The organism is Phytopseudomonas flavescens, assembly GCF_900100535.1.
GTDB lineage: Bacteria > Pseudomonadota > Gammaproteobacteria > Pseudomonadales > Pseudomonadaceae > Aquipseudomonas > Aquipseudomonas flavescens.
Window position 1 is genome coordinate 102,110 of sequence record NZ_FNDG01000021.1, and the last position, 15,627, is coordinate 117,736.

14 protein-coding genes and 1 pseudogene are annotated in these 15,627 nt (G+C 62.8%); 9 read left to right on the forward strand and 6 right to left on the reverse strand.

Features of this window, described 5'->3' with window-relative positions:
• Nucleotides 1-49: 49 nt before the first annotated feature.
• A complete protein-coding gene (locus tag BLR94_RS22220; RefSeq protein WP_084308090.1) occupies nucleotides 50-1,834 on the reverse strand; it encodes a KinB sensor domain-containing domain in 1,785 nt (594 codons plus the stop codon).
• The gene (gene algB, locus BLR94_RS22225; protein WP_084308091.1) at nucleotides 1,831-3,174 is read right to left on the reverse strand and encodes a sigma-54-dependent response regulator transcription factor AlgB; all 1,344 of its coding nucleotides are present in this window, start codon (nucleotides 3,172-3,174) and stop codon (nucleotides 1,831-1,833) included. Before algB ends, BLR94_RS22220 begins: the two co-directional genes overlap by 4 nt.
• 227 nt (nucleotides 3,175-3,401) lie before the next feature.
• Here algB and BLR94_RS22230 point away from each other — a divergent pair, with 227 nt between their 5' ends.
• The 6 genes from BLR94_RS22230 to BLR94_RS22255 all read left to right on the forward strand — a co-directional run bounded on the left by BLR94_RS22230 (nucleotide 3,402) and on the right by BLR94_RS22255 (nucleotide 7,309).
• Nucleotides 3,402-4,253 (forward strand): BON domain-containing protein, encoded by an 852-nt coding sequence (locus BLR94_RS22230; RefSeq protein WP_084308092.1) that lies wholly within the window; start codon nucleotides 3,402-3,404, stop codon nucleotides 4,251-4,253.
• Between the two features lie 84 nt (nucleotides 4,254-4,337).
• Nucleotides 4,338-4,769: a PA2169 family four-helix-bundle protein gene (locus BLR94_RS22235; protein ID WP_084308093.1), complete on the forward strand. Its 432-nt coding sequence runs from the start codon at nucleotides 4,338-4,340 to the stop codon at nucleotides 4,767-4,769.
• A gap of 218 nt (nucleotides 4,770-4,987) precedes the next feature.
• A complete protein-coding gene (locus BLR94_RS22240) occupies nucleotides 4,988-5,251 on the forward strand; it encodes a hypothetical protein (RefSeq protein ID WP_084308094.1) in 264 nt (87 codons plus the stop codon).
• A gap of 60 nt (nucleotides 5,252-5,311) precedes the next feature.
• On the forward strand, nucleotides 5,312-5,476 hold the full coding sequence (locus tag BLR94_RS22245; RefSeq protein WP_013789335.1) for a DUF1328 domain-containing protein: 165 nt from the start codon (nucleotides 5,312-5,314) through the stop codon (nucleotides 5,474-5,476).
• A gap of 3 nt (nucleotides 5,477-5,479) precedes the next feature.
• Entirely contained in the window at nucleotides 5,480-5,944 is a 465-nt protein-coding gene (locus tag BLR94_RS22250; RefSeq protein ID WP_420492705.1) for an inhibitor of vertebrate lysozyme family protein, read from the forward strand.
• Between the two features lie 135 nt (nucleotides 5,945-6,079).
• Nucleotides 6,080-7,309, forward strand: a complete 1,230-nt coding sequence (locus tag BLR94_RS22255; protein WP_084308096.1) for a nucleoside recognition domain-containing protein — start codon at nucleotides 6,080-6,082, stop codon at nucleotides 7,307-7,309.
• Here BLR94_RS22255 and BLR94_RS22260 read toward each other — a convergent pair.
• Complete coding sequence (locus BLR94_RS22260) at nucleotides 7,291-8,358, reverse strand: DUF5924 family protein (RefSeq protein ID WP_084308097.1); 1,068 nt, start codon at nucleotides 8,356-8,358, stop codon at nucleotides 7,291-7,293. The genes BLR94_RS22255 and BLR94_RS22260 overlap by 19 nt on opposite strands.
• Before the next feature lie 329 nt (nucleotides 8,359-8,687).
• Nucleotides 8,688-9,590, reverse strand: coding sequence for a LysR family transcriptional regulator (locus BLR94_RS22270; protein ID WP_084308099.1), 903 nt, complete (start codon nucleotides 9,588-9,590; stop codon nucleotides 8,688-8,690).
• A 158-nt stretch (nucleotides 9,591-9,748) separates the two neighbouring features.
• Here BLR94_RS22270 and BLR94_RS22275 point away from each other — a divergent pair, with 158 nt between their 5' ends.
• Together BLR94_RS22275 and BLR94_RS22280 are read left to right on the forward strand one after the other, a co-directional pair.
• Complete coding sequence (locus tag BLR94_RS22275) at nucleotides 9,749-10,930, forward strand: acyl-CoA dehydrogenase (RefSeq protein ID WP_084308100.1); 1,182 nt, start codon at nucleotides 9,749-9,751, stop codon at nucleotides 10,928-10,930.
• Nucleotides 10,931-11,081: 151 nt separating this feature from the next.
• Nucleotides 11,082-12,305, forward strand: a complete 1,224-nt coding sequence (locus BLR94_RS22280) for a CaiB/BaiF CoA transferase family protein (RefSeq protein ID WP_084308101.1) — start codon at nucleotides 11,082-11,084, stop codon at nucleotides 12,303-12,305.
• A 26-nt stretch (nucleotides 12,306-12,331) separates the two neighbouring features.
• Here BLR94_RS22280 and hmpA read toward each other — a convergent pair whose 3' ends face one another.
• Nucleotides 12,332-13,513 (reverse strand): NO-inducible flavohemoprotein, encoded by a 1,182-nt coding sequence (gene hmpA, locus BLR94_RS22285; RefSeq protein WP_084308102.1) that lies wholly within the window; start codon nucleotides 13,511-13,513, stop codon nucleotides 12,332-12,334.
• Between the two features lie 156 nt (nucleotides 13,514-13,669).
• Between hmpA and norR the strand changes: the two genes are divergently transcribed.
• Nucleotides 13,670-15,232, forward strand: coding sequence for a nitric oxide reductase transcriptional regulator NorR (norR, locus tag BLR94_RS22290; RefSeq protein ID WP_084308103.1), 1,563 nt, complete (start codon nucleotides 13,670-13,672; stop codon nucleotides 15,230-15,232).
• A 154-nt stretch (nucleotides 15,233-15,386) separates the two neighbouring features.
• Here norR and BLR94_RS27705 read toward each other — a convergent pair.
• Nucleotides 15,387-15,627: pseudogene (locus BLR94_RS27705) on the reverse strand (hypothetical protein); the annotation flags it as partial.

Sequence of the window (15,627 nt, forward strand, 5' to 3'; positions counted from 1 at the left end):
TGGAGCCGGCGGCAGTCGTCAGGGCGCCCTGACGTTCAGGAAACGCCGCTCACAACGGCAGTGCCATATGGAAGCGTGCGCCCTGACCCGGCTGGGATTCGGCGCCGATCCGTCCGCCATGCAACTGGACGATTTCCTTGCACAGCGCCAGGCCGAGCCCGGCCCCGCCCTTCTTGCGCCCGATCTGCACGAAAGGTTCGAACAGCCTGGCCTGCTGGCCGTAGGCGATACCTTCGCCCTGGTCTTGCACGCTGATCAGCAGCCGGTCGTCCAGGCGTTGTGCCTGCAGGCGGATGGTTCCCGATTCGGGGCTGTGGCGCAGGGCATTGTCGATCAGGTGATCGAGTACGCGGTCTATCTGCGTCCGATCGAGGTGAATGCGGGGCAGCGCCTCGGCCATGTCCAGCACCAGGCTGAGCCTTCGCGCCTGAGCCTTGCCGGCATGCCGTGTGCTGGCTTGCGCGAGCAGGTCGGGTATGTCGCAGGGCGCCAATTCGAGCTTCTGCACACCGCCCTGGTAGCGGGAGAAATTGAGCAAATCCTCGATCAGGTGCACCAAACGCTCCATTTCCTCGTCGACGATGCTGACCAGATCCGCTTCGCGGGATCCCTCGGCGAATTTGCTGCGCTCGCGCAACAGGCCGAATGCCATGTGCATGCCAGTCACCGGCGTGCGCAGCTCGTGGGACGCGCGCAGCACGAACTCGTTCCGGGCGCGCTCGAAGGCGCGCTGTTCGGTGACGTCATGCAGCACCATCACGGCGCCGAGGATGTGCCCCTGGCTGTGACTGACCGGGGTCAGGCTGTAGTTGAGCAGGCGGGTCTCGCCGTTCGCCTCGACCTGTAGATCCGTCAGGCGTTGCTCCAGGCTATGGCCCTGCAGCACGTGCTGCAGTTGGTCATCCAGTTCGACGCGTGCCAGGGCCTGGCTCGGGCTTTGGCCAAGTGGCTGATCCTGCCAGCCCAGCTGGCGCTGGGCGACCGGATTGAAGTGTTCCAGCAGGCCGTCGCGCCCGAAGATCAGCAGGCCATCGTCGATGCTGTCCAGCACCGCCTGCAGGCGGTGCTGTTCGGCCATCAGCGCTTCCACGTTGCTGTTCTTGAACTGTCGCAGACTCTCCGCCATGAGACCGAAGCGGCGGCTCAGCGCGGACAGTTCGGCGACCGGGGTAATCGGCAGGGTGACCTGGAAATCGCCCCGGCCGATCTGGTCGGCCGCACGGGCCAGCGCGTCGATCGGTTGGCCAACGCGGCGGGCGATGGTGTGGGCGGTGATGAAGCCGATCACCAGTACCGCGAGGCCGACCAGCCCCAGCAGGCCGGCGATCAGCCAGGCGCGGTCGTGGGCTTCGGCTTCCGACTGCCGTACGGTCGCCACGTAGCTGACCTGCAAGGAATTGAGGCGGTCACGAACGGTTTCGATGGTTTTTGCGAAGTCGCCATTGCGCAGCAGCTCATGCCGTACGGTCAGCGGATCTTCGAGCAGGTGGCTGAAGTTCTGGTAGGCGCTCTGGATCTCGATGATCGCCTCGCGGTCGCTGTCCGTCGTGTTCGCCTTCAAGCCGTCATCGATCCATTTGCGAATGCGCCGATCGGACTCCTGCAGGCTCTGCACCGTCTGTTGGTCGAAGTCCTCGCCGAGCATCAGAAACAGCTGCTTGCCCAACTCCTGACGCAGATCCAGGCTGTCACTGATGACCTCCAGGTTGTGCGCCAATGTGCGGCTTTGCGACTGGGTAAGCTGCAGCACGCTGAAAATGCCCAGCATCAGGCCCAGCAAGGCGACGGTGAGCAGGGCGCTGGTGCTGAGAAACAGCTTGCTGCGAAGCTTCATAGGCCCAGTTGCTTACGTTTGCGGTACAAGGTGGAGGCGTCTATCCCGAGGGTCTTGGCAGCCTGGTCGAGTGTGTCGCTGTTGGCCAGCACTGCCGAGATATGCGCCTTCTCGAGTTCTTCGAGGCTGAGATCCGCCCCTACCCGCGGAGCGCTGTTGGTGGTCGGTGCACTCATCCCCAGGTGGGCGACATCCACCCATTCGCCTGGACAGATGATGCTGGCACGCTCGATCACGTTGCGCAGCTCGCGGATGTTGCCCGGCCACTGGTAGTCGAGCAGTGCCTTCAACGCTTCCTCGCTGAAACCGCGGGCAGGGCGCGCGTAGTCCTTGACGAAGCGCGCCAGGAAACGATCTGCCAGGGTGAGGATGTCATCGGCACGCTCACGCAGTGGCGGCAGGTTCAGGGTGATGACATTCAGGCGATACAGCAGGTCTTCACGGAAATGCCCGTCCTTGACCATCTCGCCGAGGTCTCGGTTGGTCGCGGCGAGGATGCGCACGTCGGCATGGCGGGTCACCGGATCGCCGACGCGTTCGTATTCCTTGTCCTGGATGAAGCGCAGCAGCTTGGGCTGCAGGGTCAGCGGGAAGTCGCCGATCTCGTCGAGGAACAAGGTACCGCCGTCCGCCTGGTTGACCCGGCCGAGGGTACTTTCGCTGGCGCCGGTGAAGGCGCCGCGACTGTGACCGAACAGCTCGCTTTCCATCAATTCGGCGGTCAGTGATGGGCAATTGATGGTCACGCAGGATTTCCGCGCCCGGCGGCTCCAGCCGTGAATGGCCCGTGCCAGTTCGCCTTTACCGGTGCCCGATTCGCCGAGAATCAGGATGTTGGCGTCGGTCGCCGCCACCTGCCGGGCAGTTTCCAGGATCGCCATCATCGCCGGGCTGTGCGAATCGATGCCGTCGCTGGGCTTGCGCACTTCACCTTCCAGGGCTTCCAGGCGTGCGGAAAGTTGCCGCACTTCCAGTTGCTTGGCGGCGGCCAGGCGCAGTTGATCCGGGCTGCACGGCTTGACCAGGTAATCGGCGGCGCCAGCCTGCATCGCATCCACGGCACTGTCGATGGCCGAGTGTGCGGTGACGATTACAACGCGCATCCAGGGCGCGAGAATGCGCATTTGCGCCAGCACGTCGAGGCCATTTTCATCGCCCAGACGCAGGTCGAGAAAGCACATGTCGAACACCTGCCGTTGCAGCAGCGACTCGGTCTGCGCAGCGCTGTTGGCAGTGGTGACCTGATAGCCCTCGTCCTCCAGGCAATAGCGGAAGGTACGCAGAATAGCCGCTTCGTCGTCGACCAATAGGATGCGCCCGCTCTGACCCGTTGCTTCCATTTACATGCTCCATGGGTTGGATGGCAGAGATTAGTCTGGAGATCTTCGTGCAAGTTGCACGGCCAGTATGACGTGATCTTGCATCGTGCAAGCGGCCAGCTGCCATGGCTTGGATTTAAACAACTGATTTTAGTTGGTTTTTATTTTTTATGCGGCTGGCATAGCGCTTGCGACGTATGCCGGGCCGCTTCGTTGTGGCGTTTTTGAATCACAGGAGGACGCGTTACATGTTGTCGAGACAATTCGCGCAGGCCGTCGCCATCACCGGTTTCATCGCCCTGGCCCCGCTCGCCCAGGCAGCTGACCAGGCGCTAGCGCGGCAAGTGAGCGACGCCCGGCAGCAGGGTGCCATCGTCACGGCGTTCGCGCTCAACCCTCACCTCAACCCCTTCGACATCCAGGTATCCGTCGAGGATGGCACGGCCACCCTGGCAGGGGCGGTGGAAAACGCCGCCGAGCGCGAGCTGGCCGCCGAGCTGGCGCAAAGCATCGGTGGCGTGCAAGGGGTGAGTAACCACATAAAGGTCGACCCTGCCATCGAGGTTGAGTCGACCGACGAGCAGGCACGAGTCACTCCCGACAAGACCCTCGCTCAGCGCTTCGATGACGCCACCCTCGCGGCAACGGTGAAGTCCAAACTGTTGTGGAACAGCAATACCGAGGGCCTGGACATTCAGGTGCGCGCCGAGAACGGCGTGCTCAGTCTCAGCGGCACTGCCGGAACGCCGGTGGCCAAGGAACTGGCCGGTGAGCTCGCCACCCATACCGAAGGTGTACGTGAGGTGCACAACCACCTCAGCATCAATACGGCCGACAGCGCTGCGGCCGAGGCGCAGAACGCCGCCAATGACGCTGCTGCTTCGATCAGCGACACCTGGATCACCCGCAAGGTGACGTCCAGCTTTCTTTACAGCCGCAACCTCGACAGCCTGAACATCAAGGTCGATACCCGCGAGGGTTTCGTGAGCCTCAGTGGCACCGTGCTGAGCAACGCCGAGAAACGCCTTGCCGTGGAGACGGCGCGCAATATCCGCGGCGTGCGCGGCGTCGATGCCGATGCCTTGCGCATTGCCAGTTGAAGAGCAGCAAGGGGGCGGTCGCTTGCGACCGCCATTCTATGCAGCGCCGCTGACGGCACTGCCTATAAAGACAGGAATATCGCCATGAGCAACAAGACCGAACAACTGAACGAACTGATCGCCATCGTCCGTGACGGCCAGCGTTTCTACGAGCATGCCCATGATGAGGTCAAGGACGTGCGCCTGCAGGCGCTGTTCCGCGACATGTCGCAAACCAAGCACCAGGTGATCCAGGCCCTGGCGGTCAAGGTCGCTGCCAATCAGGAAGAGCCGACCTCCAGTGGCACCCTCGTCGGCAAGCTGCGTCAGGCCTATGCCGATGCCCGGGCCACGCTGTCCAGTGACGAGGACGCCACCTACGTGGGCCAGCTCGAAGAGGCTGAAGACCGCATCCTGCATGCCTTCGAGGATGCATTGGAGGATGCCGAACCAGACGTACGCGCACTGCTTGCCGTGGAAATGCCCAAGGTACGCGCCTGCCACGACCGCATGCGTGACCTGAAGCATGCCATGTAAAACGGCGGGCACAGGGATGTGCCGCCTTTGGCGTCGTGCAGAACGCCCGAGATTTGTAACGTGATCGTGCAGGATGCCAATGATGGCATTTGGTTTTCTTTTTTAAGATATTGATTTTTAACAGTTTTATTTTTTTATGTAGCTGGCACGCAGGCTGCAATTACTCAGTCATGAACAGAACGCCGCGCCGTTCGGTAACGACTTCGAGGAACCCTCACATGAACATTCACCGCGCCCACACCGAGATCCTGATCCTTGCGGTCGCTTCTGTGCTGGTTTTGTTGGTGAGTGTGTCGTTCAAGGCTCCTCAGGCGAAGCTCGCAGAACCGCAGGCAACCAGCCAGACACGTTTCCAGCCAGCGGCTGCGGCAGCCGTCACCCAGGCGTCACTGCAGATCGTCAGTGCGCAGCAGGCTACGGGTGACTGGGTGCGCGCCGAGGCTGTCGATGCACCCGTCAGGCAGACCCGTTGGGTGTTCTGAACGGCGATCCGTTTTTAACCGCTACACCCGCAATATCTCAAAAAACCAAGGAGAAACGCCATGCTGAGTTGGGCCATTACCTTTCTGATCATCGCCATTGTCGCTGCCGTTCTGGGCTTCGGTGGTATCGCAGGCACTGCCACAGGTATCGCGAAAATCCTTTTCGTGGTGTTCCTGGTCATGTTCATCGTTTCGTTCATCATGGGCCGCCGCCCTCGGGGCTAGGCCATGGCAATGACTCGATTCAAGACCCTCGTTGCCGCCCTGATGTTGGGTGGTAGCGCGGCGGCCTTGGCCGCCAACGATGGTGAATTCCACCTGAACGACCTGCTCGGGAGCAATCCCGACTACCGTGAAGCCTGGAAGGAACTCATTCAGGACGAGGAGCGTTTACCCGAGTGGGTAATCAATCTCAGCGGCGTAGCCACGCCCATGAGAACGCTGGAAGAAGACGGTGACCACTATCTGGTCGGGCAATTGTGCGAAACATCCAATTGTTTCAATCAGCGCCTTTACGTTGCCTTCACCCCGGACAAGGATGACGCTTATGCGCTTTGGGTACAGCTGCCCGAAGGCTTGCCCAAGGATAAGGCGCCCAGTGAGCATGCCGATTTGCGTTGGCTCGGTGAGCCGGACGACGGCATCAAGCAATTGCTGCAGGAACAGTTGAAGAAAGACCCCAACTGGTACTGATGCTGCTGACGGCGCCTTCTGGCGCCGTTGCTCCATCTGCGGTCGGTAAAATCTCAAGCGCTCCCTCACCTCCCGCTTCCACTTCTCCTCCCTGGCCGCGTTATCATCAGCCGCTATGTTCTAGGGGGGTGACCTATGCTCAACGGCCTGTGGCTGAGCTTTTTCGTAACAGCGGCGGTGGCAGGACTGAGCCGCTGGCTGTTGGCCGACGACCCGGCGGTGTTCGCTGCGATGGTGGAAAGCCTGTTCGCCATGGCCAAGTTGTCGGTCGAAGTGATGGTACTGCTGTTCGGTACGCTGACCCTGTGGCTCGGCTTGTTGCGCATCGCTGAAAAGGCCGGGCTGGTGGATGCTCTGGCACGGCTGCTCGGGCCACTGTTCGCCCGCTTGATGCCTGATGTACCGCGGGGCCATCCGGCACTGGGTTTGATCACCATGAACTTCGCCGCCAACGGCCTGGGGCTGGACAACGCAGCCACGCCCATCGGCCTCAAGGCCATGCGCTCCCTGCAGGAGCTCAACCCCAGCAGCACCACGGCGAGCAACGCGCAAATCCTCTTTCTGGTGCTCAACGCCTCGTCGCTGACCCTGCTGCCCGTCACCATCTTCATGTACCGTGCCCAGCAAGGTGCGCCCGATCCGACGCTGGTGTTCCTGCCGATCCTGCTGGCGACCAGCGTTTCCACTCTGGTTGGCCTGTTTTCCGTGGCCATCATGCAGCGCCTGCGTTTGTGGGATCCGGTCGTGCTGGCCTACATGATTCCCGGCGCACTGCTGCTCGGCGGTTTCATGGCGATGCTCGCCGGCATGTCCGCCACCGCCCTTGCAGCCTTGTCATCGCTACTCGGCAACCTGACGCTGTTCGGCATCATCATCGCCTTCGTGGTGATCGGCGCGCTGCGCAAGGTGCAGGTCTACGAGCAGTTCATCGAGGGTGCCAAGGAAGGCTTCGATGTGGCCAAGAGCCTGTTGCCGTATCTGGTGGCGATGCTCTGTGCGGTGGGCGTGTTGCGCGCGTCCGGTGCCCTGGAGCTGGCGCTGGATGGTATCCGCTGGATCGTCGCCTGGGGCGGCTGGGATACTCGTTTCGTCGACGCCCTGCCGACTGCGATGGTCAAGCCGTTCTCCGGCAGCGCGGCACGGGCCATGCTGATCGAAACCATGCAGAGCCAGGGTGTCGACAGCTTCCCGGCCCTTGCGGCAGCGATCATTCAGGGCAGTACGGAAACCACCTTCTACGTGCTGGCCGTGTACTTCGGCGCCGTGGGTATTCAGCGTGCCCGGCATGCCGTGGGCTGTGCGCTGCTGGCCGAGTTCTCCGGGGTGGTCGCGGCGATCGCCGTGTGCTACTGGTTCTTCGGCTGAGGGGGTGTCGGTTCGCTGGTGCCGGTTTGCGTCGGCCGATCAGGCGGCGATTCACTCGCAGCAGGCTGCGGCGCGGCACCCGGGGTCACCTCGAAGCGCAGCACGCCGATCATCTGGCCTGCCTCCGTCAACACCTGAATCTGCCAGCTACCTTCCACGTCCTGCGGGAAGTTCTGCTTGTGGGTCCAGGCCCGGTAGCCTTTTTCGCGCCCGCCATGAATGTTCAGGGCGATGCGTTCCAGCTCCCGGCCGTTGTGTTTCCAGACGTGGTAGATGCGTTCATCGAGCCCGCGGGGCGCATTGATCGCCGTGTAGGCATACAGGCCGGTGCTGCGTAGCTGACTGGCACTCAATTCTTCGAGGCCTGTTCCAGGGGAGCGATTCTGATTGTCGAACTCCGTGGTGATCGCCACCTCGGTGAGCCACAGGGTGGCAGGTGGCACCCAGACCCGAGCCAGCCAGCCGAAGGCGCCGATGGCCAGGGTCAGGCCGATCAACAGCAGGCCCCGCCACCATTTGCGCACGGTGATGATGCTGAACAGGCTGGGAAACGACAGCAGCACGGCGGCCGCCAGCGAATACTGATAGCTCTCGGTGGTGTTGAGCTTGAAGATGATCGGCAGCGCCGTGAGCATCACCGCGAACAGCGCCAGGGTGTGATAGGCGAGGAAGATCCAGCGCCGTGGTGCCAGCCACTTGTAGTAGAGCGGGTCGGTGATCGACACCAGCGCCGCTGCGGCCAACAGCCCGCTGAACAGGGCCTGGCTGCTGTTCCAGGTGGTGGTGATGAAGAAGAACGGCAGGACGAAGAACAGGCTTTCCTGGTGGATCATCTGCGTGGCATAGCGCAGCAAAGGTCGCGGCAGCTCGAAACCGAAGCGGGCCGCGATGCGCTCGCGCAGCATGTTTTCCAGGATCAGCCAGAGCCAGCTGACCAGCATCACCAGCGCCACCACCTTGGCCAGCCCGGCCTGGCGGTCGACCAGTACGAAGCTCGCCACCCCGGATAGGAAACCGAATATGGCGATGGCGCCGGGATGCCGTTGCATCAGCGCGATGATCCGGAAAACGAGGCTTTTGCTGGAGGCTATAAAAGACAAGGTGGTTCTGGCAGTGGTCAAGAACGACCCGCAGGATACTGCATTTGCCCACGTTTGCGGCCTCCACCGATCAGGCGTGGCAGACGCACTGCCTCGCGGGCGGGTCGGTTGAGCGCAACGAGGCGAAAGCGACGTTGGGTGGACAACGCTCTTTTTGTCCACCATTACGGTCATCAAGGGTAGGCAGGGCTAGCCGCGTGGGCAAAGCGTCAGCCAGGCACACCTATATCTACAGCCAAAAAGTCCGCTGCTGCCCTCTGTCCGCCATGCATCGTTGCTCAGCCTATCGCCCCCCGATACTGCTGTGCCTCACCCAACAGCCAGTCACGAAAGGCCCTGAGCGCCGCGGACTCGACCTTGCGCTCCGGTACGGTCAGGTAATAGGCGCGGCCGTTGTCCGGAACTGGATGGTCGAGGGCGACCACCAGGCTGCCGTCGGCCAGTTCGCGCTGGATCAGGAAGGGCGGAATCAGCGCCACGCCCATCTCCTGGCAGGCCGCCTGGGCGAGCATGGAGAACAGCTCCAGGCGCGGGCCGGTCATGTCGCGGCCGACATTCAGCCCCTGCGCCGCGAACCACTGGCGCCAGGCGTAGGGCCGGGTGCTCTGCTGCAGCAGTGGCAGCTCGGCGATCCGCTCGGCGCTCACGGCGGCGCCCTTCAGCAGGGCCGGGCTGCACACTGGCATCAGGTGTTCGTGCATCAGGAAGTGCGCTGCGGTACCTGACCAGTCGCCATCGCCGAAGTAGATCGCTGCGTCGAAACCGGTATCGGCGAACAGGAACGGTCGGGTGCGGTTGGTCAGGTGTACGGTGACCTGCGGGTGCAGTCTCTGGAAATCCTTCAAGCGTGGCAGCAACCATTGGGTGGCGAAGGTCGGCACCACGGCCAGCTCCAGGCTCATGGCGCCTTGAGCTCCCATCAGCGCCAGGGTGTCGCGCTCCACGGCATCGAGCTGGGCGGCGACCTTGCCAGCATAGGCGGTGCCCGCTTCGGTAAGCACTACGCCCCGTCGCGAACGGCGGAACAGCTCCACGCCAAGAAACTGCTCCAACCCGGCGATCTGCCGGCAGACGGCGCCTTGGGTCAGCGCCAGTTCGTCCGCCGCGCGTGTGAAGCTCTGATGGCGTGCCGAGGCCTCGAAGGCGATCAGCGCTGCCGTGCTGGGGATCTTGCGACGCATGTATGCGAGCGCCTCACTAATCTGTGCTTTTATAGGTTGGTCAGGCTATCTCGGAGTGAGCTTGGTGCACAACTGCGTGCGAATTACTCGTTTGCCGAGAGGTGGGCGGCTGCCTAGGCTAAGGCCAACAAGAACTGTTCACGCACGAGGATTCTGCGATGGCCGCCAAGGCAAGCTTCAACTGGATCGACCCGCTGCTGCTCGATCAGCAGCTCACCGAAGAAGAACGCATGGTGCAGGGCAGCGCCGAGCAGTTCGCCGCCGACAAGCTGGCGCCGCGGGTTCTCGAGGCCTTCCGTCATGAAAAGACCGACCCGGCGATTTTCCGTGAGATGGGCGACACCGGGCTGCTCGGCGCGACCATCCCCGAAGCCTATGGCGGCAGTGGTCTCAACTACGTGTGCTACGGCCTGATCGCTCGCGAAGTGGAGCGTGTGGATTCCGGCTACCGTTCGATGATGAGCGTGCAGTCGTCGCTGGTGATGGTGCCGATCTTTGAGTTCGGCAACGAAGCCACCAGGCAGAAGTACCTGCCCAAACTGGCCACCGGTGAATACATCGGCTGCTTCGGCCTCACCGAGCCCAACCACGGCTCCGATCCGGGCTCGATGATCACCCGGGCGAAGAAGGTCGACGGTGGCTACCGCCTGAGCGGCAGCAAGATGTGGATCACCAATTCTCCTATCGCGGATGTCTTCGTGGTCTGGGCCAAGGATGACGCCGGCGAAATCCGCGGTTTCGTGCTGGAAAAGGGTTGGGAAGGGCTGTCGGCTCCAGCGATCCACGGCAAGGTCGGCCTGCGCGCCTCGATCACCGGTGAGATCGTCATGGACAACGTGTTCTGCCCCGAAGAGAACGCCTTCCCGGACGTGCGCGGCCTGCGTGGCCCGTTCACCTGCCTCAACTCTGCCCGCTACGGCATCAGTTGGGGAGCCCTGGGAGCCGCCGAGGCGTGCTGGCACACCGCGCGTCAGTACACCCTGGACCGTCAGCAGTTCGGTCGCCCGCTGGCTGCCAACCAGTTGATCCAGAAAAAGCTGGCCGACATGCAGACCGAGATCACTCTGGCCCTGCAAGGCTGCCTGCGCCTGGGACGGATGAAGGATGAAGGTACCGCTGCGGTGGAGATCACCTCGATCATGAAGCGCAACAGTTGTGGCAAGGCGTTGGATATCGCGCGCCTGGCCCGCGACATGCTCGGCGGTAACGGTATCAGTGACGAGTTCGGCGTGGCCCGCCACCTGGTCAACCTCGAGGTGGTGAACACCTACGAAGGTACCCATGACGTGCACGCACTGATCCTCGGCCGCGCGCAGACCGGCATCCAGGCCTTTTTCTAGCGGCAAGCTCCAAGCCACAAGAAAAAGCGAAGACAACCACCGGTGCCCGGTTACGTCTACCTGTGGTTGAAACGTTGTTCCCATGTCGAACCGTCCGCGTGGGAACGCCGCCGGTGACGCTCCCGCGTCACGCTTGCACGAGGCCTCTGCGATGTCCGGTGCCCTTTCCCATCTCCGTGTGCTCGACCTGTCCCGCGTACTCGCCGGGCCCTGGTGTGGACAGAACCTCGCCGACCTCGGCGCCGAGGTGATCAAGGTCGAACGCCCGAAAGTCGGCGACGACACTCGCCATTGGGGCCCGCCCTACCTGCGCGACGATGAGGGATGCGATACCAGCGAAGCGGCCTATTTCCTCTCGGCCAACCGCAACAAGCAATCGCTTACCCTCGACTTCACCCAGGTGGAAGGTCAACGCCTGGTGCGCGAGCTGGCGAGCAAGTCGGACATCCTCATCGAGAACTTCAAGGTTGGCGGCCTGGCTGCCTACGGGCTGGACTACGCCAGCCTGAAGGCGATCAACCCACGGCTGATCTACTGCTCCATCACCGGCTTCGGCCAGAGCGGCCCTTACGCCAAGCGGGCCGGCTACGACTTCATGATCCAGGGGCTTGGCGGGCTGATGAGCCTCACCGGCCAGCCCGATGGCGGGGAGGGCGGTGGGCCGGTCAAGGTCGGCGTCGCGCTAACCGATATCCTCACCGGCCTCTATGCGACGGTCGCCGTGCTGGCCGCCCTGGCCCATCGTGAAAAGACCGGTGAAGGCCAGCACATCGACATGGCGCTGCTCGACGTGCAGGTCGCCTGTCTGGCCAATCAGGCGATGAATTACCTGACCACCGGTGTGTCACCGAAGCGCCTGGGCAATGCCCACCCGAACATCGTCCCCTATCAGGCGTTCCCCACCGCCGATGGCGACCTGATCCTCACGGTTGGCAATGACAGCCAGTTCCGCCAGTTCTGCGACGTGGCCGGGCATCCCGAGTGGGGTGTCGATCCGCGTTTCGCCAGCAACGCTCAGCGCGTCGCCCATCGCGCCGAGCTGATCCCGCTGATCCGCCAGGCCACGGTGTTCCGCACCACGGTCGAGTGGGTCGGCCTGCTGGAGGCGGCAGGTGTGCCGTGCGGGCCGGTCAACGACCTTGAGCAGGTCTTCGCCGACCCTCAAGTGATCGCCCGCGGCCTGCGTATCGACCTGCCACACCCCCTGGCCGGCAATACGCCGCAGGTAGCCAGCCCGCTGCGCCTGTCGGCCAGCCCGGTGGAGTACCGCCAGGCGCCTCCGCTGCTGGGCGAGCACACCGAGCGCGTCCTCGCCGAGGTGCTTGGGCTGGACGTCAGCGAGATCGAGGCGCTACGCCGTCAGGGCGTGATCTGACCCGCTTCTGTTAATAAGCGTGCGCGTCAGGCATCCAGCTCGGAGGCCGGGCCGAAGAACTCGTAGTGGCACTGCTCCGCTGGTACGCCGAGCTCCCGCAAGTGACGCTTCACCTGAGCCATGAAGGGTTTTGGCCCCAGGAAGTAGGCATCCAGATCGCGCTTTTCAGGCAGCCAGTTGGCCAGTTGCTCACGGCTGATCACGCCCTGGCCGTGTGGCCTGTCGCCATCGCGCGGCTCGCTGTAGCAGAACCGATAGCTGATCTGCGGGTAGTCGCGGTTCTGCTCTTCGATCCATTGCCTGAAGGCATGTACGCCGCCATGGCGTGCATAATGAATGAAGTGGATGGGGCGTCCGCTCTCGCGGGCGGCTTCGACCATCGCCAGCGCCGGCGTGATACCCACGCCGGCAGTGATCAGCGCCAGAGGCTTGTCCGACTGACGCAGCACGAAGTCACCGGCTGGCGGGAACAGCTCCAGGGTATCGCCGACCTGGACGTGGTCGTGCAAGTAGTTGGAAACCTTGCCGCCTGCCTCGCGCTTGACGCTGATGCGGTACTCACGGCCGTTGCCCCGGGCGGACAGCGAGTAGTTGCGGCGCTGCTCCTTGCCATCGATGACCAGGCGCAGGCCGATGTACTGTCCGGGCTGCTGAACCAGCACCTCACCGCCATCGACGGGCGCCAGATGGAAGGAGGTGATTTCCTCGCTTTCCACGGTTTTGGCCACCACCTTGAAGTCCCGCGAGCCACGCCAACCGCCCGGCGCCTGTTCGTGTTCACGGTAGGCGCTTTCCTCGGCACCGATCAGGATATCTGCCAGTTGCCCGTAAGCGGCAGCCCAGGCGTCGATGACCTCATCGGTAGCGATCTCCTCGCCCAGTACCTCGCGAATGGCGCGCAGCAGGCAGGTGCCGACGATGGGGTAATGCTCCGGCAGGATCTGCAAGGCCACGTGCTTGTTGACGATGCGGCCCACCAGCGGGCCGAGTGCTTCGAGCTGGTCGATATGCCGGGCGTACATGAGCACGCCGTTGGCCAGGGCACGTTGCTGGTCGCCACTGGCCTGGTGGGCCTGGTTGAACAGCGGGCGAACCTGGGGATACTCCTCCAGCATCATGGCGTAGAAGTGTCGGGTCAGCGCTTCACCGCCGGTTTCCAGCAAGGGGACGGTGGCTTTGATAAGGGTGCGTTGTGGGTTGGTCAGCATGGTGATGGTTCCTGTCGCAAGGCATGAACGTTGGTTGCCTTGGTCATTACAGATCCCGTGCCAACTCGCAAAGCCGCTGGATTGCTGGGCTTGCGCGTGCTATGAGTCTTTTTGACTCGTTCTATTTCGAGTCTATATGACTCTCTTGGTGTCTTTATGACCTCCAGCCCCCTGCTTCTCTCTCTGCTGCCATTGGTCGATGACCTGTCCCTTGAGCTACCCGAAAGCGAGCGCTATCGTCGGCTGCTTGCTGCGCTGCGGCAGTTGTTTCCCTGTGATGCGGTGGCACTGCTCAGGCTCGATGGCGACGTGCTGGTGCCGCTCTCGGTGGAGGGGCTCAGTGCCGATACCATGGGCCGGCGTTTCAAGGTGAGCGAGCATCCCCGTTTGCACGAGTTGCTGCAGCACCGTGGCCCCACCCGCTTCGCCGCGGACTGCGAACTGCCCGATCCTTATGATGGGCTGCTCGACGGGCAGCATGGCCATCTCGAGGTTCATGACTGCCTGGGTTGTCCGCTCTATGTAAAGGAGCAGCTCTGGGGGCTGCTGACCCTGGACTCGCTGCAGTCGAGCAGCTTTGGCCGTGTCGACCTCGGCATGCTGGAGGCTTTCGCCAGCCTGGCCGCCGCGACGGTGGCAGCCAGCGAGCGGATCAGCCTGCTGATGGGCCGCGTGGAAGACGAACAGCGCCGCGCCGAACTCTATAAACAAGCGGCCGACGCCGTACGACCCCGGGAGATGATCGGTCAGAGCCCCAGGCACAAGGCCCTGCTTCAGGAAATAGCGCTGGTCGGCGGCAGTGACCTGACCGTCCTCATCAGCGGCGAAACCGGTGTGGGCAAGGAGCTGGTTGCCGAAGCCTTGCATGCAGCTTCCGCCCGTGCCTCGCGGCCGATGGTCAGCATCAACTGTGCGGCGTTGCCCGATACCCTGGTGGAGAGCGAGCTGTTCGGTCATGTCCGTGGAGCGTTCTCGGGGGCTGTCAGTGAGCGTCGTGGCAAGTTCGAGGTGGCCGATGGTGCCACTCTGTTTCTCGATGAGGTGGGCGAGCTACCGCTTGCCGTGCAGTCGAAGCTGTTGAGGGTGCTGCAGAGTGGCCAGCTACAACGGGTAGGCTCGGACCGGGAGCATCGTGTGGACGTGCGGGTGCTGGCCGCCAGCAACCGTGACCTGGCCGAAGAGGTACGAGCCGGGCGATTTCGCGCCGACCTCTATCATCGCCTCAGCGTTTACCCACTCAAGGTGCCGGCACTGCGCGAGCGGGGGCGTGACGTGCTGCTGCTCGCCGGCTACTTCCTGGAAGACAACCGTGCACGGCTTGGGCTGCGTAGCCTGCGCCTTGCTGCCGATGCCCAGAAAACCTTGTTGCAGCATGACTGGCCGGGCAATGTCCGCGAACTGGAGCACCTGATCGGCCGTGCAGCCATCAAGGCGTTGTCGGCATGCGTGGAACGCCCACAGATACTCACCATCGATAGCCGCGCACTGGACCTGCATCCATCCACCGTGATGCCTGGGGAAGAAGAGCGCCCCTCGAGCGGCGCTGCCGAGGCGTCGACCACCGGCCTGGGGTTGCGCGATGCAGTGGATGAATACCAGCGGCGCCTTATAGACGCAGCACTGGCCCGCCATGCCGGGCGCTGGGCCGATGTAGCCCGCGAACTGGATGTGGACCGTGCCAACCTGCAGCGCCTGGCCAGGCGCCTGGGGCTCAGATAGTGTCCTCTGAGCTGCTGCTTATATAGAGGGAAAGCCGGCTGAGTGGTTTTATTGCAATTGGATGAAATAACCCCTTGACCAGAAAGCGAGGGGGCCTATAATGCGCACCACTTCCGGCGCTGCCTGATCTGAAAACTTCTTTTTAAACAAGGAGTTAGACGAAAATAAAGGTTGCAAGGACGGCGAATTCGAGTAGAATGCGCCGGCATCGACAGGGTGGTTTGAGTGGTTCTGTTGGTGGTTCGATCAGGCTGGATCGAAAGCGGTTGAAGAGGTGGTTGACAGCGGTTTGTAACGCTGTAGAATGCGCCTCCCGCTGGAGAGAAGATGGTCTGGTGGGGCGCTGCAAGGTGTTGAGAAGAAAGAAGAAGTTCTTCAAAAACAGCTTGACAGGA